Source organism: Actinophytocola glycyrrhizae, from assembly GCF_042653545.1.
In the GTDB taxonomy this organism is placed as follows: domain Bacteria; phylum Actinomycetota; class Actinomycetes; order Mycobacteriales; family Pseudonocardiaceae; genus Actinophytocola; species Actinophytocola glycyrrhizae.
The window spans coordinates 1,325,318-1,345,814 of the sequence record NZ_JBHSIS010000002.1 but is presented as its reverse complement, the minus strand read 5'-3'; the positions used below and the strand labels follow the sequence as shown (position 1 = coordinate 1,345,814).

Below are 20,497 nucleotides of genomic sequence, written 5' to 3'. Positions count from 1 at the left end.
ACGTCGCAGGTGTCGCTGCGACCGTGAGTGCCCGATCGACTCTCCGTGGCCTTGTCAAAGGTAGTACCTTTGCGGCAAGGTGTGTGCGCACATGCCCGAGGTCGGGCCAAAGCGACGAAACAACGGAGTTGTCGTGGAAGCGATCGAACCGCAGTTCGGCACCGTCACGCTGTTACTGATGGCGGCCGGCGCCGTGGCCGTGTTGTTGTTCCTGATCATGAAGGTGAAGCTGCACGCCTTCATCTCTCTGGTCCTGGTGAGCGTGCTGACGGCGATCCTCGTCGGGTTCGCGCCCAGCGACATCCCCGGCGTGTTGATGTTCGGGTTCGCCGACACCATCGGCTCGGTGGCGCTGCTGGTCGCGTTCGGCGTCATGCTCGGCCGGTTGCTGGAGATGACCGGCGGCGCACAGACACTCGCGGACACGCTCATCGGCCGGTTCGGCGAGAAACGCGCCCCGTTGGCGCTGGGTGTCGCGTCCCTGTTGTTCGGGTTCCCGATCTTCTTCGACGCCGGGCTCGTCATCTTCGTCCCGATCATCCTCACCGTGGCGCGGCGCTTCGGTGGGTCCGTGCTCTTCTACGCGCTGCCGGCTGCGGGGGCGTTCGCCGCGATGCACGCGATCGTCCCGCCACACCCCGGGCCCGTCGCCGCGGCGAACCTGATCGGCGCCAACGTCGGACTCACGCTGCTCGTCGGCATCCCGATCGCGGTCGTGGCGTGGTACGTCGGCGTCATGCTGGTCAGCCGCTTCCTCGGCGCCAGGGTCACCGTGTCGGTACCGGACGTGATCTTCGGCGAGGTGGAGGACGGCCGGGGCCGTGACGGCGAAAGCGGTGACGACGACGCGGACGCACTCACCCGGCGGACGCCGTCGTTCGGCACCGTCCTCATGTTGCTGCTCATCCCGCTGGTGCTGATCTCGTTCAACACCGTGCTCACGACGCTGGTGGACAGCGGCGTGCTCGCCGAGGGGCAGACCTGGGTCGGGTTCCTGAGTCTGCTCGGCGTCACCCCCGTCGCCCTGATGATCACGGTCATCGTCGCGATCCTGGTCCTCGGCCGCCGCAACGCGTCGATGGCGACCGTAAGCAAGATCCTCGACCAGGCGCTCGGCCCGGTGTGCGCGATCATCCTGATCACCGGCGCCGGCGGGATGTTCGGCGGTGTGCTCGAGCTCAGCGGCATCGGTGACGCGCTGAGCGGGAGCCTCTCCGATCTCGGCATCTCCCTGATCCTGCAGGCGTTCATCATCGCGACCCTGCTTCGCGTCGCGCAGGGCTCGGCGACCGTCGCGCTCACCACGACCGGCGGGCTGATCGCGGGAGCGGTCGCCGACGCCAACCTGAGCGACCTCAAGCTGACCCTGCTCGTGGTCGCCATCGCGGCGGGCGCCACCGTGCTCTCACACGTCAACGACTCCGGCTTCTGGCTGGTGAGCCGGCTGTTCGGGATGGACGAGAAGACCACGCTGAAGACCTGGACGGTCATGGAGACGACGCTCGGTCTTTCCGCGTTCGCCATCGCCTACGGCCTGTGGCTGGTCATCTGATCCCGGTGCGGTCGGGTGTCCGAGTCGCCCTGCCCGGACACCTGACCCATCTCGTTGGTCACCTCGACACAGATCGCCGTCATCGCGGCCCGGGCGACCTCCGACTCGCCACTGGCGACCGCCTCGGCCACCACAAGGTGCAACCGGCGGGCCTCGGGCTTGGGTCGCGGCGGCATCAGGTGGTGGAGCGTGCGCCCGCGCAGGACCTCCTCCACGACGTCGGCGAGCCCGGCGAACATGGCGTTGCCCGACGACTCCAGCAGCAGCCGGTGGTAGGCGACGTCGTGTTCGAGGAACGTCGTGAGGTCACCCGCCGCACCGGCCGCCTCCATCGCCGCACCGAGCTCGACGATCCGGTCCCGCTGCCGATCGACGGCGTGCTGCGCGGCCAGCGCGGCGGCCGGGGGCTCGATCGCGCTACGCAGCTGCGAGAGCTGGTGCAGCTGCGCGCCGCGTTCCGGCCCGGCCAACCGCCACCTGATCACCGCGCGGTCGTAGTTGTCCCACAGGTCCTTCGGCAGCACCGTGACCCCGGTGCGGCGGCGGCTGGAGACCAACCGCATCGAAGCGAGCACCTGGACCACCTCCCTGGCGACGGTGCGCGACACGGTGAACTCCTGCTGCACCCACTCCAGGTTCACCGTCGATCCCGGCGCGAGAGTTCCGGAGATGATGAGTGGTCCGAGCTTGGCGAGGACCTCCTCGTGCAGCGTCGCCATGTTCCTCAGCCTACCGACGGACGGAGTGCCCCCGTGACCACCAGTTTCCACGTCGTCGTGATGGGCGTGGCCGGCTCGGGCAAGAGCACTGTCGCCCGCCACCTCGCCGATGTGTTCGGGTTGCGGATCGCCGAGGCGGACGATTTCCACCCCCCTGCGAACATCGCGAAGATGTCGAGCGGCGAGCCGCTGACCGACGACGACCGGTGGCCCTGGCTCGAGGAGCTCGCGCGGTGGACGGCTGACCGGCTGGCCGAGGCGACGTCCACGGTCCTCGCCTGCTCGGCCCTCAGGCGGTCCTACCGCGACGTGCTCCGCCGCCCGGTTCCGGACACGTTCTTCCTGCACCTGCACGGCGAGGAGGAACTTCTGCACCGGCGGATGCGACGGCGCGACCATTTCATGCCGCCCGCGTTGCTCCGTTCGCAGTTCGAGACCCTGGAGCCGCTCGGTCCGGACGAGCGCGGCTTCGCGCTCGACGTCGCGCCGGAGGCCGACGAGCTGCTCCGGCAGGCGGTGCGCCTCGTCCGGCCACTCGTCCCCGCCGGAGGGGACACGACGTGATGAAGCCCGCGCGTCACTCGGGGAGCTGGCCGAGCATGCGCAGCCAGGTGGGTGAGGTCTCGTCGGTCAGGAGCCGCAGTCCGCGCAGGAACGCCGCCGTGTCCGGCCCGAGTGCGGCGGCGACGCGCCGCTCCTCCGTGACGCGGGCCGTGCCAGCCACCGTCAGGGCTTGCCGTCCGCGTGGCGACAACGTCAGACGCACCCGGCGTCCGTCCCGGGGATCGCGGACCCGCTCGACGTAGCCGCGGGTCGCCAGGCTGTCGACGACCTGGCTCATGGCCTGCTTGGTGACGCCGAACAGTTCGGCGAGCTCGGTGATCGTCGGACGGCCGGTCGCGGCCAGCCGGAGCAGCACGATGTCGTTGCTCCGCAGGTCGGAGTGGCCGTGTTCGGCGAGGGTGGTGAGCACCTTGGTGCGGAAGGTCTCCGCGGCCAGGGTGAGGAGCACGGCGAGGTTGGGGCCGAACGGGTCGTCGGCGTCGGCGAACGGATTGTCGTCCGCGAGCGCCGGAGGCTGGTCGGAGGTCGGCACCGGTCAACCGTATGCGACCCGGATAGTCAAGGTGGCTTGACTATCCGGGCGCGGGGGTGTCTCATGGCCCCATGCCTGAGTACGGACCGGTTCGGGTTCCGTTGACCGCACTCCTGCGGCGCCGGGTGCGCGCACTGCGGGCCGAGGACGTCAAGGTCACCGCGCCACCCGCGGACCTCGTCAAGGACGTCGACGTCGAGGTGGCCATGCGCGACGGGGTGGTCCTCCGGGTGAACGTCCACCGGCCGCCGGGACCGGGCCTGCCACCGTCACCGGTGATCCTCAGCGCGCATCCGTACGGCAAGGACGCCCTGCCAAAGCTGAGGAAGGGACGGTACCGGCCGGTGTTCCAGTCCCGGGTGTTCCGGCATCCGCAACCGGTGGAGTTCTCGGCGCTCACCGGGTGGGAGGCGCCCGACCCGGCCTACTGGGTCCGGCGGGGCTACGTGGTGGTCAACGCCGACCTGCGTGGCTTCGGACGTTCCGACGGGGTGGGGGCACCGTTGTCCGACCAGGAGGCTCGCGACGTTCACGACCTCGTCGAATGGGCAGGCACCCAGCCGTGGTCCAACGGCAAGGTGGGCCTGGACGGGGTGTCCTACCTCGCGATCAGCCAGTGGAAGGCGGCCGCGCTGCGCCCGCCGCACCTGGCGGCGATCTGCCCCTGGGAGGGGTTCACCGACATCTACCGCGACTTCATGCGGCCCGGCACGATCCGCGAGGACGGTTTCAGCGCCATCTGGGCAGGTGCGGTGAAACGCGTCGGCCGGGTCGAGACCGACATCCGGGCGGAACAGAAGGCGCGACCGCTGCTCGACCGGTGGTGGGCCGCGCTGTGCCCGGAACTCGAGCGCGTCGAGGTGCCCGCGTTGGTCTGCGCGAGCTTTTCCGACCACCGCCTCCACTCCCGGGGTTCGTTCGAGGCGTGGCGGCGGCTGGGCTCCCGGCACAAGTGGCTCTACACCCACCGTGGTGGCAAGTGGTCCACCTACTACTCCGCGGAGGCCGCCGCGACCCGCGAGGCGTTCTTCGACTGGGCCCTCAAGGGCAGGCACAACGGGTGGGCCGACCGGCCCGCGGTCCGCCTCGAGATCCGGGACCGGGGCGACCGGATCGCCGAGGTGCGGGAGACCGCGGAGTTCCCGCCGGCCGGGGTCCGTACGCGATCGCTGGCCCTGGACGCCGGGACCGGACGGATGGGTGAGGAGCCGCCCGAGGAAGCCGCGGTGGTGACCGTCGGCCGCAGGCGCCCGGCCCGGTTCGCGTGGACCCTGCCCGATGACCTCGACGTGGTCGGACCGGTCGCCCTCCGCCTGCACGTCGAGGTATCCGGTGGCGGCGACGCGCACCTGTTCGCCGGGCTGCGCAAGTTCCACGCCGGCCGGGAGGTCACCTTCGAGGGCAGCTTCGGGTTCGAACGGGACCTGGTCACCACCGGGCTCCTGGCGGCGTCCGCACGCACCGGCGACCCCGCGCTGTCACCGTCGCCCACCCAGCCGGTGCACGCCTTCCGCACGGCGGCGCCCCTCGCCGCCGGCGAGACCGCCGCGGTCGACGTCCCGCTGCTGCCCACCGCCACCCGCTTCTCCGCCGGGGACTGCCTGGTCCTCGAGGTCGCCACCCGCTGGTTCTTCCCCCGCAACCCCGTCACCGGCCAGTTCCCGGCCTGGTACGCGTCCGGTCCGCGCGGCACCGTCCGGCTGCACACCGGGCCGGACCACCCGGCCGCCGTCCTGCTGCCCACGCTGCTCGCGGCGCCGGGCGAGCCACGCGCCGAGCCACGGCCGGGGCGATGAGCGCCCGGTATACGCATGGGCAGCGCAACCGCGATGTGGAGCATGGCCCGAAGCAGGCACATCGGCGGTACACCTACCGACCTTGGTCCCTGGCAGTGGCGGCGAGCGGCATCGACAGTTGTGGTGTGGCAGGAACGACTCACAGGAATCACGGGTGGCTCCCAGCCGTGTCCGCGTCCCGGGTCCGGTGGCGACGTGTCCTGATCGTGCTGGAGGCGGTGACCGGTGTCGCGGCGGTGATCGGCGGTCTGTTGTTGGTGATCGCGCCGGATGGTGCTCTTCTGCGGGCCGATCCCGCCGTGCTGGCCGCGAGCCCGTTTCGAGACTGGCGGCTGCCCGGAGTGCTGCTGGCCGTCCTGGTCGGCTTCGGGTTCCTGGTGACGGCGGTGTGGCAGTCCCGGCGAGGCCGGTGGGCACGGGAGTTGTCCATGTTCGCAGGCGCGGGGCTCGTCGCCTTCGAGTCCGTGGAGTTGGTCTGGCTCGGTTTCCAGCCGTTGGAGGCCGTCTTCGCGGCGGTCGGACTGACGATCATCGCGCTCGCGACCACCCTGGAGGCGTGATCACGGCTCGGTCACGCGCGCGGCCGGCGCCGGCCTGGTCGCGAAGCCGGTGCCCTCAGGAACCCCGCCAGGTCGATCACCGTGAACCGGGTGTACTGCCGGAAGTCCTCCCGTCGTCCTCCCGGCCGCCCTGGCGGCCGGTCCGCTCCTGCAGTTCGTCGATCAGCTCGGAAGCCCTCGCCTTGGTCAGGTCGTCGGGCACGTCGACACCGGCCTCGTGCGCGAGCGTGTTCAGGTACGACTGCTGGGGGCCGGTCATCGGCTCGTCTCCCGTCACCCACTCCTCGGGATCCTTGTCCGGCACAGGCGTGACCATGTTCCCTCCTCTTCTCGAACGCCCGTTCGAGGTACCCGGTGGCGCGGCGGCCTACACATCACAGGGCACGAGACTGCCTGGCTGACGAGGAGACGGATCCCGACTGCCAGGGCCAGGTTGTGCCGGGTGTCACGTTCCGCGTCTGCGTGCGATACCTACCGTAGGACCGTTCGGTGAAAGGAACCGGGATGCGCCGGCCCGCCCTGCTCGTCACGATCGTCGTGGCGCTGGTGGCGTGCGCGCCGGCACCCGCACGACCCGCACCGGTGTCCGACGAGCACGGACTCGCGAGCCACCGGTGAGCCGGCCTGGTCATCGCGAGCTCCTCCGCCGGTTCAGCGGGGGAGTGGCGGTGGTGTCGGGGTCGGGCCCGGCCGGACGATCTTGCTCTCGTCGTGGACCGTGGTGTCGGCGAGCGCGACCCGTGGCTGGGCGTGCGGGTCCTCGCCCGGCGCGAGGCTGTCGACGATGTAGCTGCCTGCCCAGCCGCCGGCCGTGGCGCCGAGGAAACCGCCGATCGCGGTACCCGGGCCGGGAAGCACCGAGCCCATCGCGGCGCCTGCCATGCCGCCGATCGTGGTGCCAACGACACTCACGCCTGCCTTCGCGGCCGCCTTCGGCCAGGACTGCTGGTCCTGGTAGGCGTTCCAGCCCTCGAACCCGAAGGTGATCGCGGTGCCGAGGTATGGCGTGTTCTTGAGGGCGGTGTTCGTGGCCCGCGCCGCCAGTCCCGCGTCCGCGCGCTGCAGCGCACTGAAGCTCGGGTACGCGGTCACCGTGTTCCGCATCGTGTCCGGCAGGTGCCCCAGCCACTTGTCGTACCGGTCGATGCGCTGCTGGTAGGAGTCCGCCATGACCTGGGCCAGGATCTTGTTCGCGGTCGGCGACCCGGTGTTGGCCGCACGGGTGAGGACCGCGCGCTCGTCCGGGGTGAGCGTGGTGATGTCACCGGTCGCCCATCGCTGGAAGAGATCGGCCTCCTTGAGAAAAGCCTGTTGCGCCACCACCGCGTCGGCCCGTGCGCCGCCGAACGACGACACGTAGTTGAGCGCCGCCGCCGTCCCCAGCGACACCTCGGAGGAGATGGTGAAGGCGACCCCGTCGATGTTCTTCTCGCTGATCGGCCCGAGTTCCGCGCGGAGTGCGGCGTGCGCCTCGTCCTCCTTGACGCGCGCGTCCCGCACGCTGTCACTGCAGGTGTTGAACAGCTCCGCCTTCTTGTTGTACGCGTCGGCGAGCGGTACCCACGCCGCCATCTTCGCCTGGTAGTCCCGGTACATGGCGTCCGCGTCCGCCGACGACGACGCCTGGTGGTCGAGGCTGGGCTTCGGTGGCGCGGGCTCCGGCGGGAAGATGAGGCCGTCGACCACCTCGAGTCCGCCGTTCACAGCGGCCTCGCGCGTGGTGAGCATCGTCTCCATGATCTTGGTCAGCGAACCGGCGAAGTCCTTCAGCGCACGCATGGCCTCCTGGCAGGTGAACGCCAGGTCGTCCGCGGTGCGGGCAGGCACCTGACTCACCTTGTCGAAGGCGTCGTGCGCCGGCCCCTCCCAGCCCGACTCGGCCACGGCCCGCGCACCGCGGCTCAGGTCGCCCGCCTTCTGCACCCAGCCCGCGTACGAGTCCAGTGCGTCCGCGGCCTCGACGCAGGTCCCCGGGCTGCCGGCGACGACCGTCATCAGGGGATCGGTCATGGCGTGGCCTCCGTCGTGCGCGTCGGGGCCTTCTCGAGCGGGCCGACGGGACCGCGGTACCCCATGAGGTGGTATTTCCGCATGAACACCATCTCGCCCTTGTTGTTGTTCTCCACTTCGGCGTAGCTGCCGTCCGTCGCGTCGACCTGCTTGGCGATGTCCTCGAAGGTCTGCGCGAGGGTGATACCGAGCAGCACCAGGTTCGCGACGGTGAGACCGACGATCTCCGACGACATCCCGGCGTCGGCCGACGGGATTCGCGCGGCCAGTCCCGTGTCTATCGACCCGGCCGCGACGTAGTTGCCCTCGGCGACCTTCTTCAGCGCCTCCGGGTCGTACCTGTAGTCCACGATGAAGTCTCTTTCCGGTTGTGCTCTGCCACCGACGCGTCGAACACCACCGAACGCGCGCCGATGTCGTCGGTCAGGCGGCCGAGATGTTCTGCGCGGAAGGACGCCGCCGCGCGCCGGGCACCGAGCTCGGCACGCAGCCGGGCGAGGGTGGAGTAGACGAGCACGAGCGGCCCGTCCAGCCCGTCCTGCCCTTCCGCGACCATCTCGACCATGGCTTTGGCGGTGCCGACCGAGCCGGGGCGGATCGGCACCCACAGCAGCGACGTGTCGGGGACCGTCGTGTCGATCAGCGGCAGGTGGTCGTCGTCCCGCCGGTCCGGCTCCGGGTAGCGCGCCCCGTCGGGATGCCGGAGGTCGACCGCTGCGTAGGCGAACCGGTCGAGGGCTTTCCCGACGGTACGCAGCTCGCGCGCGGTGACCCGGACGAACGGCTGCCCGCTGCCACAGCTTGGGACCATGAGCGCCAGCCGCGTGTACGCCCACACCACGACCTCGTCGCGCAGCGTCTCCCGCACCTCGACGTTGCCCTCCGGCGTCGTCAGCACGTACAGCGGGGTGTCGTCGTCGAGCCCCAGCTCGTCGAGCGGCCGGAGGGCGCGCCGCTCGAACGGCCTGGTCAGGACTCCTCCTCGGTGGTGTCGTCCGACGGCTCGGCCGCGGGCCTGCGCGGTGCGGCGACGGTGGTGGTGGGCGCGCCGCCCTGGCTCTGCTCGCCGATGAACGTCAGCACCTGCTTGACGATCTTGAGGACGCCGACCGCGCCGTCGATGAGCTTCATCAGGTTCTCGCCGCTGGAGAGCAGGGCGGCCATCTTGCCCGCGATCCGGCCCGCGTAGTCGGCGGCGATCTGCACGCACTGCGGGATCGCGGCGGCGATGCTCTGCCCGAACGTCACCGGCGCCGAGGCAATCGCCTGGCTCATGATCGGCACGATCTGGCCGACCGCCTCGTTGATCAGCGCGGTGACGTCGGCGACGGCCTTGGCGACCACCTCGCCAGCACCGATCAGCGCCTTGGCCGAGGTGAGCGAGGTCTCCGCGATCGACAGGACCCCGTCGGCCAGCTCCATGCCCTTGTTCAGGTAGTCCGCCCCGGCCTGGCCGGACCACTCGCTGGTCTCGCTGCCCGCCGTGGCCCGGTACTCCTCGGCAACGGCGGCCCCGTCCTGCGCGGCCCGGTCGAACTCACCCGCGCCGGACGACACCGAGGACGGATCGCCACGCAGCTGGCCGAGCGGTTCATCGAGGAACGACACCATCGGCGTGAGGAAACCCATCCCCGCGCTGTCCAAGGAGGACAGCGGACTGCCGGTCGAGCCGAGCAACTCGACGGAGACCGCGGGCCCACCGGCCAGCTCCGGCGACAGCCACTCCTTGTCGCCAACGGCGTCCTTGGCGATCCGCAGGTCGGCGAGCAACGCGTTGATCTCCACCGCGTCCGGCGTCGTCGTCATCGGCCCTCCTCCACCATGCTCGTCTCGATGCCGGTCAACGTCGTGGCCCGGTCGTCGTCGGTGCGCTGGTAGGAGTCGACCGTCTGCCGGACACCGCCCGCCACCATCTCCACCGCGGACGCGGCGTGGCCGAACGCGGTCAGCGTCTCGGTCATCGCGGTACCCAGCCCGGCGGTGAGGAACTGGGCGAACGAGCCGAGCGACTGCTCGGACAGCGCGCTGGGCAGCCCCGAACCGATCCCGGAGAGCCGGTCGGCGTAGCCGTCGAGCGAGCCGCAGTGCGCACGCAGCTGGTCGGGGTCGAGGCTGAAACCGCCCTGGTTCCCGGTCATCGCACGGCTCCCGCGGGCAGGTGCTGGGTGATCTGCGCCAGCGCGTCGCCGTCGCCGAGGTAGCCCGCCATCACCTCGGCCATCCGCGCGCCCGCCAGCTTCTGGGCCTCCCGTGAGGTCGCCACGATGAGCGCGGCGAGGACGTCGGCCTCGAGCTTGCGGGCCGTGGGTGTCAGGGTGATGTGCTCGAGCACGCCCGCGGCGTTCACCGTCACGGTGACCTCACCGCGCGGCGAGGCCGCGCTCGCCCCGACCCCGCGCAGGCTCGCGCTCGCCGCGCGGGCACTGTGCGCGACGCGATCGAGGCGGTCCCGGTAGTCCGCCAGCCACTGTGCTGGATCCATGGTGTTCCCCTTATCTCTCTCCTGTGTTTCCCCGAGCGCTAGGCGCGGGCGAGTGCGGCCGCCTCGCGGGTGAGGCGGACGAGCTCGCCGCGCCGCAACGGGTTGACGCTCACCCACCCCTGGTCGTCGCGGCTCACCCGGACCCGCCCCCGTGGACTGTCCAGCCACGACACCTCGAACCGGCGGGACACGGCGGTGCCGGACCGCCGGGTGACGCCGAGCTGACCACGGCCGGTCAGTGTCGGGAGCAGGTCGACGAGCTCGTCGACCACGGCCTCGTCGCCGCCGCACTCGCGGACCAGTTCGCGCACGTACCGCCGGGTGGCCGGGGTGTCGGCCGTGTTGCCGACCAGCCGCAGGGCGTCGCCGATGACGCCGGGCGGCAGCGTGACCGGCATGGCCGACGCCGCCGGGACGTCCGGGACCAGGCCGGCGAACTCGTCGGCCAGCGCGGCCGCCGGGACCCGCCCGGCCAGGACGGTGTCCGCCTGCCCGGCGAGCGACTGGCGGCACAGCATCGCCTGGTTCCCACAGACCATGGCCACCACGCCGGTCGCCGCTTCGCCGTCGAGCACCACCAGGTCGGCCGCGCTCCGGTACTCGCGCAGCGCGGTCACCACCTCGGCCGCCACGCCTGCCGGGCCGTGCTCGGTGGCCAGGCCGCGCTCGCGCAGCGCGTGCCCGGCCGCGGCGAGCAGCTCGTCCCGCTCGTCGGTGAGCCGGCCGAACGAGGGCACCCGGAGCGGGAACGGGAACGGCACCCCGGCGTGGGTGGCGAGCAGGTCCAGCTCGACGAGTCCGAAGTGGACCTCGTGCCGCTCGGTCGTGGCGGTCATGACCGCGCCCCATGATCGTGCTCACCGGCCGCGCGCACCGCCGACTCGGCCTCGGCCTCCCCCTCGTCGTAGGCCCGCTTGGCGTCGGACAGCGTCGCCTGGAAGGCCTCGACCTCCCGCTGCGCCGCCGCCACCTCCCCGGCCAGGCCGGTCCGCCCGGCGGCCTCCCGCAGCCGCACCGCCAGGTGCACGGCGGGCGGCGCCGTGCCCAGCATCGGCAGCCGCTCGGCCAGCCGGCTCGCGGTCGCGACCAGGTCGCCGGTCAGGTCACCGAGCTTGGTCAGCGTCGAGATCCGCTCCGCGAGCAGATCCGGCTCGACCTGGTATCCCTTGCTCATGCCGCCTCCTCGCTCACTGCGTGGCGCCGCAACGCTGCGCGGGCTCCGCCCCACCGGCACCCTCCGCGGTCGAGGTGGCGCCCTGAACCTCGATGCTCTGCCGGATGGTTCGCTCCGCAAGCTCCGCTCATCGCCGCTCCTCCGGCTCCCCGAGCACCGCCGTGACGGTCGGCTCGTCCACGGCGAACAGCCCGTGGTTGATCGTCGGCATCTGGTTCACGTGCCGCTCGTCCTCCGCGCCGGCGCCGCGCGCGCCGACCGGCGGCACCATCCCGCCGTGCGTGCCCCCACGTGCCGCGGCGGTCTCGCCGAGCGGTCCGCCCGGCATGGCGGGCCCGCCTGCCACGCCGGGTATCGCGCCGACGCGGGCGCCCGGTCCGAGCGGCACGGCGCCACCCGGCCCGCCGCCGCCCGACCCGCCGCCGACCGGTGCGCCGGTGACCGTGCCGGAGCCGGACCGGAGGCCGCCGGCCGGACCGGCGCCGACGAGCCGGTGCCACGGCACGCCGGTGGCCGCCTGGCCCGGGCTGGCATGGCTCGCAGGTGTGGTGGCGGCGGGCAACGGGGCCGCGGCGGGGACCGCGCTCCGCGCGTCGCCGAGCAGCCGGCCGCTGTCGGTCAGGCTGGACTCGTAGGCCTGCATCGCGTGCACGGCCTGCGCCTTCTGCTGGTCGGCCGTGGCGGCGCCGGTGTAGAAGCTGAACTCGCCGCTGCCGACCGCACCGAACGCGGTGCCCATGTCCGAGGTGGTGGCCGCGCTGGGGGTGGTCGTCGAGGCGGTGGCCGGGTTCCAGGCCGGCACCCCGGACGGTGACCACGACGGCAGCGACGACCGCATCGAGTCCATCGAGTCCCGCATCGACGTCTGCATCGCGGTCACGTACGACTGCATCGACGACACGTACGACTGCATCGACGACACGGACGACGAACTCGGCGCGGCTGGCGCCGTCGGCGTGCTCGGCGCAGGTGGGGCCGTGAGGCCGGGCATGGCGGTGAACGGTGCCGCCGGGCTGCCGGGTGGCGGCGGCATCCGGGCCCTGGCCGTGGCCAGCGCGTCGGCGGCCTGTTGTGCGGCCAGCCCGCCCGCGTTGGCCATCTCGCTGATCTTCTCCACCCGCGCGGCCAGCGTCTCCAGCCGCTTGGCAGCCTCCTCCGCACTCCGGCCCTGCCAGCTGTCCAGTAGCGCCACGCTCTGCTCACGCAGCACCTCGGCGTGTGTGGCCAGTGCGGCGCGGTGCCTGGCCCACTCGGTGGCGACCGTGCTGACGTCCGCGACGTCGGCGTCCTGCCACAGCATCTGGTACAGCTCGTCGTGGCTGTAGGCCTCCCAGTTCACCCCGCCTTCGGCAGGCGGCTCGGTGAAGTACCGCTCCCAGGCGTCTGACACCCCGTGTCCCCTTCCGCAGATCCCCGTCCCGGTGCCACCAGGTTGCGTCTCGGCGGTGGAAGAGGGACAGGCAAAGGCGGCGGCCATATCTGGCCGGTCGCTCTGACCAGGGCAAACGGCTCAGCGGCCGGTTCGGTAGGCCTGCTTCAGATGATCTTGGAGGCGGGCGTGCCGGAACTGGTAGACCGCGCCAGCCCTGCGCAGCACCCCCCGCCGGTAGGCGTCCTCGAGGAACTCCGGCAGCGTCCACGGCAGCCGCCCGTTCACCGGCAGCCACACCCGCGCGAACACCATCCAGGTGCCCCACGCGGTCAGGCTGGACGCGCCGAGGCTGATCGCGAGGCCGAGCACCAGCCCGTAGGACAGGCCGTACGCCAACCCGAACCGGGGCCCGTGCAGCACCGCGACCATGGCCGTGTACGTGAGCCAGGTCATCAGCCCCAACGCCAGTGACTGGACCACGACGGTCCTGCGGTTGGTGTTCAGCAGGTCCACGGGGCTCCCCGCCGAGCTGATGTCCACCGGTGCCTCGAAGTTGGCCATCACGCCCCAGACGAGGCCCCACACGACACCGAACACCAGCCCGAACAGCACGACCACCGCGGTCGTGTCGCCGATCCGGCCGACTATCCAGAACGTCGCGCCCAGCTCACGCGCGATGCCGAGGCCGATGCCGAGCCCCACCCCGACGGCGAGCCCGACCGCGAACCGGCGCAGGACCGGGCTCCGGCGTGCCACCCGCAGCCGGAGCCGCACCCTGGAGGGTTCGAACACGGTGCTGCGGAACGCGAGCGAGGCGCCGTGTGCCAGGCCGACGGTCATGCCCACCGCGAGCGCCTCCATCGGCCCGGCGGCGAGCGCGGCGGACAGGCCGCCGCCGAGTCCGGCACTGGCCGTACCGACCCCGACGGTGTGGATCAGGCCGATGACGAGTGCGGCGGGAAGGCCGACGGCGATGCCGAGCACCAGCCCGCTCACCACCATCCGCAGCCAGCCCGGCATCCGGTCGCCGAGCTGCCACCAGGCGAGGTCGTGCGTGCGGAGCCGGTCGAGGTGGTGGGCGAGGAAGCCGAGCCAGTGCTCGACGCGGTCCTCGTCGTGGGTGTACCGGCCAGGTTCGCGCCGGTACACGGTCGGCACGAAGCTGCCGAGCAGGTGCCGCTCGATCGCCTCCCGGGTGCCGAAACGGCCGGTTTCCAGCAGCTGGGCCGGGTCGTGCTCGGGGGTGTCGCTGTAGATCGTCCTGGCGAGGCTCACCATCAGCGGCGTGGTCAGCACGGCCGCGAGGTCGCCGTCCGGGTGGTCGCGCACGTGCGCGAGGACCGGTTCCCACACCGTGCCTGCCGCGCCTTGCCGCCGGGTCGTGCGTGGCAGGTAGCTTGCGAGGTCGTCGGCGGTCAGGTCGGTGAGCACGACCGCGGCGGCCGCCGTGAGCACGTCGGTCGACTCGACCGCGGCCTGGTACTCGTCCACCCGGCTGGTCACCAGCAACGGCAGGGTGGTGGCGTTCAACGCGGCCAACGCCGCCCGGTGCAAACCCGCCGCGATCTCGTCGAACCCATCCAGCACCGGCAGGATCCGCCCCGACTCCACCAACGCCGCCGCCAACGTCGACCCGCCGGGACCGGGCGCGTCGAGCCCCGGGTGGTCGCGCAGGAGCTGCTCGATCAGCCAGTCCCGCAGGGCCGTCGTGCCGGGGTGCCACGAGCCGACGCTGAAGATCACCGGTACCGGGTCGCCGGGCGCGCTCACGTCGAGCAGGCCGAGCACGAAGCGCATCGTGAGGATGGTCTTGCCCGACCCGGCCCGGCCGAGCACCACCAGCCGTCCCGACGGAATGCGCTGGTACACCCGCACGATCTCGTCCAGGCTGCCGGCCAGTTCCACCGGGCGCACGGTCTCGCCCGGTTTGGCCATGCCGATGTTCGTCCAGGAGTCGAGCAACCCGTCCGGTGCCGCCCGCCACCGGACGGGCAGCGGTATGGGGTCGTGGATCTGCCGCTGCTCCTCCTCGCGGCGCAGCCTGGTGCGCAGCTCGTAGGCGAGCAGGCTCGCGGCCTCGGTCAGCCGGTCGGCACCCGCAGGCACGCGGCGGGGCGAGTCCGCAGGCGGTTGGCTGCCGGCCGCGGCGAGCAGTTCGATTCGGTCGTGCGCGGTGAGGTCGAGCGCCTCCGCGAGCGACTCCACGGTGCGCATCCTGGGGTCGTCGCGTTCGCCGGTCTCCAGCCCGCGGACGGTGCGCACGCCCAGCCCGGACCGCTCGGCCAGCGCCTCCTGGGTCAGTCCCGCCCGCTGCCGGAACTCCCGCAACAGCGGACCGAACTGGTTCGCCACCTGACCCCTTCCGGCTGTCGCACCAGGATCCAACTGTAGCGGCCACCGTCACGGCGCGAGGTACGCCTCCGCCAGGCGGGCGTGCCGGAACTGGCAGACCGCGCCTGCGCGGCGCTCACGGTGACGGACCCCGACGACAGGGCGAAGTTGACTCGGTGGTCGGGCAGGATCTCACGAGGGGCAGGCAAGCCGGCTGCCGCCCGATAGGTGGTTCAGAGACCTGGTGTCCGGCGCGGGGCGCTAGGAGTCTGTCTCGAGGTAGGCGGCGAGGTTCGCCAACGAGGAGGCCAGTCCGGCAGCGTGGTCCTCGGCGGAGATGCCGTCGGGGACGTCGTCGGCGCGGATCTCCACGTGGGTACCGGTGCCGAGGGCGGTGACCTCCCAGGTCATGGTCATCGTGCCGGCGTAGGCGGGGTCGTCGGAGACGAACTCGACCGCCTGTACCACGCGTGCGCCGGGGACGATGTCGACGAATCGTGCTTCCACGACGTCGGAGTCGGGGGTGGCCTTGCCCGGTGAACCCGCGTCCGCGTAGGTCAGGATCAACCGGTACGAGCCGCCCGGGCGTGCGTCGAACCGGTCGAATCTGCCGGTCATCCCGTCGGGTGGTAGCCATGCTGTGAGCGCGTCCGGATCGACGAGGGCGGCGTACACGCGTTCCGGCGGCGCGGGTATCACCCGGGCTCCCGTGTCGGTCCGTGGCACGGCGCCATGCTAGACGATTGATTCCGTGAAGATCATGCGAAGTGGCTTGGGTGTACGGACCGTCGTCGGGCACGACACCCACACCTCTGCGGTCGCCCGAGACGGGGCTGGGCCGGTGCCGTGAATGGGCCGTTCAGGGCGCTCAGCGCCCTGAACGCGCCTTTCAGGGCATCGCAGGCGAGCGGCAAGCCGCGATCGCCCCGGCCCGTGAAGCAGTGACGATCTTCCGCTACCTCGCCGAGTCAGGCCGTGGTCACCAGGACAGCTTGGCGGCAAGCCTGATCAACCTCAGTAGCCAGCTCGCCGACGCAGGCGACAAGCAAGGCGCACTCGGGCCCGCACGTGAGGCGCTAGCCATCCGCAGGGAGCTCGCTGAAGCCGATCCACTGACCTTCCGGCCACATCTGGCCACCGCCTTGCAGAACTTCGGCGTGCGACTCTGTGAAGCCGGGCACCCGCGAGACGCGGTCGAACCGGTCGGCGAAGCGGTGGCATTGCTTGGCGAGCTCGTTGAATCCAACGCCGCCGAGTTCGCCCCCAAGTTGGCACTGGCGCTCAACAACTACGGCAACCTGTTGGCAGCGGCGGGCAGGGTGGAAACGGCTGCCGGCCCGGCCCGGGAAGCCGTTGCGCTCTACCGGAAACTCGTGACGTCGGATCCCGTCGCGCACCGCGCCGAACTGGCCCGTAGCCTGAGCAATCTGGGGCTCTGGCTGGCGCACAACGGCGATGTGACGGCGAGCTTGGCTCCCGCCGAAGAGGCGGTGGCCCGCTACCGCGAGGTCGCCGCGGTCGATCCGGACGCCTTCCGGCCGGAACTCGCCAGGTGCCTGGCCGTCCTCGGGACCGCCTTCAGCCGAGCCGGTCGTGGGCAAGCAGCTCTTGATGCTGTTGGCGAGGCAGTCGTGCTCTACCGGGAACTGGCCGCGGCCGATCCCGCGTCGGTTCGCTCCGGCTTGGCGGCCAGTCTGGACGACCTGAGCCAATACCAGGCGAACCAAGGAGCTGCACACGCCGCGCTTGCCACAGCAGAGGAAGCTGTCGGCCTCTACCGCGAGCTCATCGGAACCGACCCCCTGGTGCACCGCCCGAGGCTTGGCAGCGCATTGGACCGGCTCAGCCGTCGACTGCACATGACAGCCAGCAGACCGGCCGCCGTTGCCGTCGCGCGGGAAGCCGTCGCCCTGCAACGCGAACTCTCCGAAAACGACCCTGACTGCCGTCAGAGTCTCGCGGAGGCATTGCACAATCTGTCCGTTCTCCTCATGTGTGTCGGCGCTGAGGAAGCCGGTCGCGCCGCGCTGGCAGAAGCAGCAGCGATGACAAGCGAAATCACTGGCGACAAGCCCACCTTCCACGTAGCGATCGAGCGTGGCCTGTGGGGAATCGCCTGGACGAGGTCGGACAAGGACCGGCTGCGAGCCTCGTACGTGGAGAAGCCCGACAAGAATTGACGAAGCCCCACAGCACAACGCCGCACCGAGGTCACCTACCACGGGCCGGGCGCATCCGCGTGGCCGCTTTCCGAGCAGGAGACCGGCGTGGTCAACACCGCTGACGTGTGTCGCAGGAGTGGTTCGTGTCGGCGACATCCTGCTCGCGGGTGTCGATTCAGTCCGCGGCCGCGGCAACGACCGATCGGTCGAGTGCCGCGGCCAAACTCGCCCTGGCAACCGCGTCCGCGTCGCTGAGGATGACGGAGTTCACGCCGGGCCGGATACCCGCCGCGGTGATCCAGTGCACTGTTTCGGTTGGTACGCCGAAGGCGAAGCGACGCGGGTTCGGGGACCCGTCGGCGTCCACGAGGTGATAGGGACGCTGGGTCACCGCCAGGCCGCCGGTCGGGTACGAGCCGCCGTCGCGGATCGGGATCCGATGCAGCCTGGACTCCCCGCGGGCCAGCAGATTGCGGACCAGCGGATCGGTCGTGTGGCGCAGGTCGGTTTCCGGGAGGCGCGCGTCGATCAGCGTGGTGGCCTGTTCTCGCACGTCTGGGAACATCAGCGAGGTGGCCACGAAGCGGTGGGTGCTCACGTCCTGCGTCACAACCAGACCTGGGCCCATCACCGAGACCACACCGGCGTCGATCAGCGCGCCAAGCTCCTCGACCCGTTGCGCGGGCGGGCCGATCGACACGTACGCGTTCAGCGGCATGTACCACCGTTGCAGGTCGTCGCGGTAGGAGTCGCCGGAAAGCCCGCCGTGGTCGACCACGAGACGTATCTCGTTGCGTAGATCACGCAACACGTCCAGCGCGGCTTTGGGGGCACTCTGCACGTTGCCCAGCCGTGCCTCGGCGACGTCACCGTCCAGGTAGGACCTCAGCCAGTCGCGGAACTCCGCGGTGGAACGCAGCTCTGACCCACCGTACGGCCGGGCGACTCGGTGCCAGTCCCACCGCTCGTCGTCGGCGATACCGGCGCTGGACAGCAGCCTCTGCTCGGCTGCCGACGGCTCGGTGCCGAACGGGTCGCCGCCTGCCCGGGCGCTACCTTCCGCCGCGGTCGTCGTGAAACAGTGCAGGAAGGCCGCGGCGTCGCAGACACAGTTCCGCTCGCGCACCAGTGTGCTGTAGTACACCGCGCGTACCTCGAGGTCGATCAACGGCCACACGTCGCGCCGGAAGTTGACCGGCCGGCCCTGATCCGCCTGTGCCCGCAGCCCGGCGATCACCTTCTCGGTGAGGAAGACCGGCCGGTGCCTGCCGGTCGCTCCCTTCTGGTTCTCGCCGCGTGCCTGATAGGGGACGCCCCGTCGTGATCCGGTGACCAGTCGCGGTTCCGCGGCCGAGCGCAGGTAGGTCAGCGAGCCGTCCGCGCGCCGCGAGAACACGCCGCCCCGGCCGATGGTCAGCAGCGCCATGTAGTCGAAGAAGGTGAGCCCCATGCCGCGCAGGATGGTGACCTCGCCGGCCCCGATGGCGTCGAGGGACACGTCGGCGGGGTTGCCCGGCGGCAGGTAGCGCAGGGTGTGTTCGTCGGCGAACCGGCTCAGCACGACCTGCGCCCTGGTCGGCTGGGTCGGCAGGTGTCCCTGTGCCAGCACCACGGCATCGAGCTGGTCGATCGTGGCGCCGCCGGTCAACCGGACCACCTGCGAACCGTCCTCGGACTCGCGCAGGTCCATCGCGTTGTCGTTGTGCAGGTGGATCGCGACCACCGGCGGTGCCGTGCGCACCACGCGGTGCAGTGTCCAGTTGAGATAGTGGCCGTAGAACGATCGCGATGGGTACGAGTCGGGTCCGAGTCGCGCCGCCTCCCGGCGCACGGTGTCCGGGACCTCCGGCGGCGCATCGACCAGGGCGAGGGACCTGGCCCACTCGTGCAGACTCGGCCCAGGTGCCACCGGGCCGGCGCAGGTCACGCTGTCGTCGACGAACATGCTGATCTGTGCGGCCACCGTGTTCATCAGCAGCTCCGGGTCCTGACTGTCCCGCCACACCCCGCCGCCCTCGCCCGCACGCGGATCCACCAGATGCACCACAAGGTCATGGCCCGTCGGCAGGCACCCGGTCGCGTTGGCGCAGATCCTCTCCAGTACGGACAGTCCTCGCGGGCCGAGACCGATGACGCAGACCTGGATGGTCCTCGTCCGCATCCGGCACCTCCTCGGACAGTCCTGCTGGTCGGATCGTTCGCAACGGTGTTCCGGCCGGGTCACCGGGGTGCGGCCACCAGCAGGCTGGTCTCCAGAGCCAGTTCGTGCACCGACTCCACGCGAAGTCCCGCACCGTCCAGAATGGACGCGTAACCGGCGGGGGTGCGTTCCCGGCCGCCCGCCATCATCAGTAGGTGCAGGTCGTACAGCAGCGGCAACACCGCGGAGCCCCCGTCGGGGATCATTCGCTCGACGATCAGCAGCCGGGCGGCGGTGCTGGTCATGGCACGACGGACGTTGCTCAGCAACGTGATGCAGTCGTCGTCCTCCCAGTCCTGCAGGATGCGGGAGAGCAGGTAGGCGTCGGAACCAGACGGTACGGACTCGAAGATGTCGCCGGCCACCACCTCGTAGCGACCTGGCTCGACGGTGGAGCTCAGATGCGCCTCGGCAACCGTCAACATGTGTTCGCGGTCGAGCAGCACACCGTGCAGTCCGGGGTTGGCGCGCAGGACGGTGGACAGCAGCAGTCCGCTGCCGCCGGCCAGGTCCGTCACCGTCTTGCAACCGGAGAAGTCGTACACCGCAGGCACGTCGGAGAAGAAGACGCTGCCGGCGTTCATCGCGCTCAGGAACTTCGGCCCCGCCTCCGGCTCTTCGGCGAGATACTCGTGCAAGGTCTTGCCGAACGCGTCCTCGAATCCCGCGTGACCGGTGCGTATCGCGGTCGCCGCCGAGCCCCAGGCTCGGTGGAACTCCTCGCCGTACATCAGACACATGTCCCGCATCGATCCCGGCTCGTCGCTGCGCAGTAGTTGGGACACCGGGGTCAGCCGGTAGCCGGTGCGGTCGTCGCCTGCGAAGACGTCCAGCGCGGTCAGCAGCCGCATCAGCCGGATGATGCCGTCCGGGGCCGCGTCGGCCTCGGCGGCCAGGGCGGCGCTGGTGGTGTGCCCGGCCGCGACGTGATCGGGCAGCCGAAGCACCGTCGCCGCGTACAGGGCCTGGGTCCGCCAGGTCCCGGTGGCGATGTCGACCACGGTGCGGGCAGGGGTCTGCTGTGTCATGGGTTCCTCTTCGGG

General features: G+C 71.1%; 21 protein-coding genes. 5 read left to right on the top strand and 16 right to left on the bottom strand.

What is annotated here, in order from left to right; genetic code table 11:
* Positions 1 to 133: 133 nt before the first annotated feature.
* Positions 134 to 1,552 (top strand): GntP family permease, encoded by a 1,419-nt coding sequence (locus ACFPCV_RS05445; RefSeq protein WP_378054891.1) that lies wholly within the window; start codon positions 134 to 136, stop codon positions 1,550 to 1,552.
* On the opposite strand, the gene ACFPCV_RS05440 is transcribed toward ACFPCV_RS05445, so the two are convergent.
* Positions 1,528 to 2,271, bottom strand: a complete 744-nt coding sequence (locus ACFPCV_RS05440) for a FadR/GntR family transcriptional regulator (RefSeq protein WP_378054890.1) — start codon at positions 2,269 to 2,271, stop codon at positions 1,528 to 1,530. The two genes, ACFPCV_RS05445 and ACFPCV_RS05440, sit on opposite strands and share 25 nt — an antisense overlap.
* A gap of 33 nt (positions 2,272 to 2,304) precedes the next feature.
* Here ACFPCV_RS05440 and ACFPCV_RS05435 point away from each other — a divergent pair, with 33 nt between their 5' ends.
* Entirely contained in the window at positions 2,305 to 2,835 is a 531-nt protein-coding gene (locus tag ACFPCV_RS05435) for a gluconokinase (protein ID WP_378054889.1), read from the top strand.
* Positions 2,836 to 2,848: 13 nt separating this feature from the next.
* Here ACFPCV_RS05435 and ACFPCV_RS05430 read toward each other — a convergent pair whose 3' ends face one another.
* Complete coding sequence (locus ACFPCV_RS05430) at positions 2,849 to 3,367, bottom strand: MarR family winged helix-turn-helix transcriptional regulator (protein ID WP_378054888.1); 519 nt, start codon at positions 3,365 to 3,367, stop codon at positions 2,849 to 2,851.
* 71 nt (positions 3,368 to 3,438) lie between these two features.
* Here ACFPCV_RS05430 and ACFPCV_RS05425 point away from each other — a divergent pair, with 71 nt between their 5' ends.
* The gene (locus tag ACFPCV_RS05425) at positions 3,439 to 5,163 is read left to right on the top strand and encodes a CocE/NonD family hydrolase (protein WP_378054887.1); all 1,725 of its coding nucleotides are present in this window, start codon (positions 3,439 to 3,441) and stop codon (positions 5,161 to 5,163) included.
* 167 nt (positions 5,164 to 5,330) lie between these two features.
* Complete coding sequence (locus tag ACFPCV_RS05420) at positions 5,331 to 5,723, top strand: hypothetical protein (RefSeq protein ID WP_378054886.1); 393 nt, start codon at positions 5,331 to 5,333, stop codon at positions 5,721 to 5,723.
* Positions 5,724 to 5,799: 76 nt separating this feature from the next.
* Here ACFPCV_RS05420 and ACFPCV_RS05415 read toward each other — a convergent pair whose 3' ends face one another.
* From ACFPCV_RS05415 to ACFPCV_RS05360, 12 genes are all read right to left on the bottom strand, one after another.
* Positions 5,800 to 6,039, bottom strand: coding sequence for a DUF3072 domain-containing protein (locus tag ACFPCV_RS05415; protein ID WP_378054885.1), 240 nt, complete (start codon positions 6,037 to 6,039; stop codon positions 5,800 to 5,802).
* A gap of 335 nt (positions 6,040 to 6,374) precedes the next feature.
* On the bottom strand, positions 6,375 to 7,733 hold the full coding sequence (locus ACFPCV_RS05410; RefSeq protein ID WP_378054884.1) for a hypothetical protein: 1,359 nt from the start codon (positions 7,731 to 7,733) through the stop codon (positions 6,375 to 6,377).
* Positions 7,730 to 8,083 carry a hypothetical protein gene (locus tag ACFPCV_RS05405; protein WP_378054883.1) on the bottom strand — a complete coding sequence of 118 codons (354 nt, stop codon included), beginning with the start codon at positions 8,081 to 8,083 and terminating at the stop codon, positions 7,730 to 7,732. Before ACFPCV_RS05405 ends, ACFPCV_RS05410 begins: the two co-directional genes overlap by 4 nt.
* Positions 8,053 to 8,631, bottom strand: coding sequence for a hypothetical protein (locus ACFPCV_RS05400; RefSeq protein WP_378054882.1), 579 nt, complete (start codon positions 8,629 to 8,631; stop codon positions 8,053 to 8,055). Before ACFPCV_RS05400 ends, ACFPCV_RS05405 begins: the two co-directional genes overlap by 31 nt.
* Positions 8,632 to 8,702: 71 nt before the next feature.
* Positions 8,703 to 9,539, bottom strand: coding sequence for a WXG100 family type VII secretion target (locus ACFPCV_RS05395; protein WP_378054881.1), 837 nt, complete (start codon positions 9,537 to 9,539; stop codon positions 8,703 to 8,705).
* Positions 9,536 to 9,871 (bottom strand): WXG100 family type VII secretion target, encoded by a 336-nt coding sequence (locus tag ACFPCV_RS05390; RefSeq protein WP_378054880.1) that lies wholly within the window; start codon positions 9,869 to 9,871, stop codon positions 9,536 to 9,538. The genes ACFPCV_RS05395 and ACFPCV_RS05390 overlap by 4 nt, the downstream gene beginning before the upstream one ends.
* Positions 9,868 to 10,215 carry a YbaB/EbfC family nucleoid-associated protein gene (locus tag ACFPCV_RS05385; protein WP_378054879.1) on the bottom strand — a complete coding sequence of 116 codons (348 nt, stop codon included), beginning with the start codon at positions 10,213 to 10,215 and terminating at the stop codon, positions 9,868 to 9,870. The genes ACFPCV_RS05390 and ACFPCV_RS05385 overlap by 4 nt, the downstream gene beginning before the upstream one ends.
* 38 nt (positions 10,216 to 10,253) lie before the next feature.
* Entirely contained in the window at positions 10,254 to 11,051 is a 798-nt protein-coding gene (locus tag ACFPCV_RS05380) for an ESX secretion-associated protein EspG (protein WP_378054878.1), read from the bottom strand.
* Positions 11,048 to 11,389, bottom strand: coding sequence for a hypothetical protein (locus tag ACFPCV_RS05375; RefSeq protein ID WP_378054877.1), 342 nt, complete (start codon positions 11,387 to 11,389; stop codon positions 11,048 to 11,050). Before ACFPCV_RS05375 ends, ACFPCV_RS05380 begins: the two co-directional genes overlap by 4 nt.
* A 127-nt stretch (positions 11,390 to 11,516) precedes the next feature.
* The gene (locus ACFPCV_RS05370; protein WP_378054876.1) at positions 11,517 to 12,779 is read right to left on the bottom strand and encodes a hypothetical protein; all 1,263 of its coding nucleotides are present in this window, start codon (positions 12,777 to 12,779) and stop codon (positions 11,517 to 11,519) included.
* A gap of 120 nt (positions 12,780 to 12,899) precedes the next feature.
* On the bottom strand, positions 12,900 to 15,113 hold the full coding sequence (locus ACFPCV_RS05365) for an NACHT domain-containing protein (protein WP_378054875.1): 2,214 nt from the start codon (positions 15,111 to 15,113) through the stop codon (positions 12,900 to 12,902).
* A gap of 240 nt (positions 15,114 to 15,353) precedes the next feature.
* On the bottom strand, positions 15,354 to 15,818 hold the full coding sequence (locus ACFPCV_RS05360; RefSeq protein ID WP_378054874.1) for an SRPBCC family protein: 465 nt from the start codon (positions 15,816 to 15,818) through the stop codon (positions 15,354 to 15,356).
* Between the two features lie 215 nt (positions 15,819 to 16,033).
* On the opposite strand from ACFPCV_RS05360, the gene ACFPCV_RS05355 reads away from it, so the two are divergent.
* Positions 16,034 to 17,272, top strand: coding sequence for a tetratricopeptide repeat protein (locus ACFPCV_RS05355; protein WP_378054873.1), 1,239 nt, complete (start codon positions 16,034 to 16,036; stop codon positions 17,270 to 17,272).
* A 157-nt stretch (positions 17,273 to 17,429) separates the two neighbouring features.
* Here the strand turns inward: ACFPCV_RS05355 and ACFPCV_RS05350 are convergent, their stop codons facing one another.
* Together ACFPCV_RS05350 and ACFPCV_RS05345 are read right to left on the bottom strand one after the other, a co-directional pair.
* The gene (locus ACFPCV_RS05350; protein WP_378054872.1) at positions 17,430 to 19,415 is read right to left on the bottom strand and encodes an FAD/NAD(P)-binding protein; all 1,986 of its coding nucleotides are present in this window, start codon (positions 19,413 to 19,415) and stop codon (positions 17,430 to 17,432) included.
* A 59-nt stretch (positions 19,416 to 19,474) separates the two neighbouring features.
* Positions 19,475 to 20,482: a methyltransferase gene (locus ACFPCV_RS05345; RefSeq protein ID WP_378054871.1), complete on the bottom strand. Its 1,008-nt coding sequence runs from the start codon at positions 20,480 to 20,482 to the stop codon at positions 19,475 to 19,477.
* Between the last annotated feature and the right edge of the window lie 15 nt (positions 20,483 to 20,497).

What these genes read in the sequence shown, in the direction of transcription:
- ACFPCV_RS05440 (WP_378054890.1), bottom strand. Translation starts at nt 2,271, where the DNA reads ATGGCGACGCTGCACGAGGAGGTCCTCGCCAAGCTCGGACCACTCATC.
- ACFPCV_RS05425 (WP_378054887.1), top strand. Translation starts at nt 3,439, where the DNA reads ATGCCTGAGTACGGACCGGTTCGGGTTCCGTTGACCGCACTCCTGCGG.
- ACFPCV_RS05415 (WP_378054885.1), bottom strand. Translation starts at nt 6,039, where the DNA reads ATGGTCACGCCTGTGCCGGACAAGGATCCCGAGGAGTGGGTGACGGGA.
- ACFPCV_RS05410 (WP_378054884.1), bottom strand. Translation starts at nt 7,733, where the DNA reads ATGACCGATCCCCTGATGACGGTCGTCGCCGGCAGCCCGGGGACCTGC.
- ACFPCV_RS05395 (WP_378054881.1), bottom strand. Translation starts at nt 9,539, where the DNA reads ATGACGACGACGCCGGACGCGGTGGAGATCAACGCGTTGCTCGCCGAC.
- ACFPCV_RS05390 (WP_378054880.1), bottom strand. Translation starts at nt 9,871, where the DNA reads ATGACCGGGAACCAGGGCGGTTTCAGCCTCGACCCCGACCAGCTGCGT.
- ACFPCV_RS05385 (WP_378054879.1), bottom strand. Translation starts at nt 10,215, where the DNA reads ATGGATCCAGCACAGTGGCTGGCGGACTACCGGGACCGCCTCGATCGC.
- ACFPCV_RS05380 (WP_378054878.1), bottom strand. Translation starts at nt 11,051, where the DNA reads ATGACCGCCACGACCGAGCGGCACGAGGTCCACTTCGGACTCGTCGAG.
- ACFPCV_RS05375 (WP_378054877.1), bottom strand. Translation starts at nt 11,389, where the DNA reads ATGAGCAAGGGATACCAGGTCGAGCCGGATCTGCTCGCGGAGCGGATC.
- ACFPCV_RS05350 (WP_378054872.1), bottom strand. Translation starts at nt 19,415, where the DNA reads ATGCGGACGAGGACCATCCAGGTCTGCGTCATCGGTCTCGGCCCGCGA.
- ACFPCV_RS05345 (WP_378054871.1), bottom strand. Translation starts at nt 20,482, where the DNA reads ATGACACAGCAGACCCCTGCCCGCACCGTGGTCGACATCGCCACCGGG.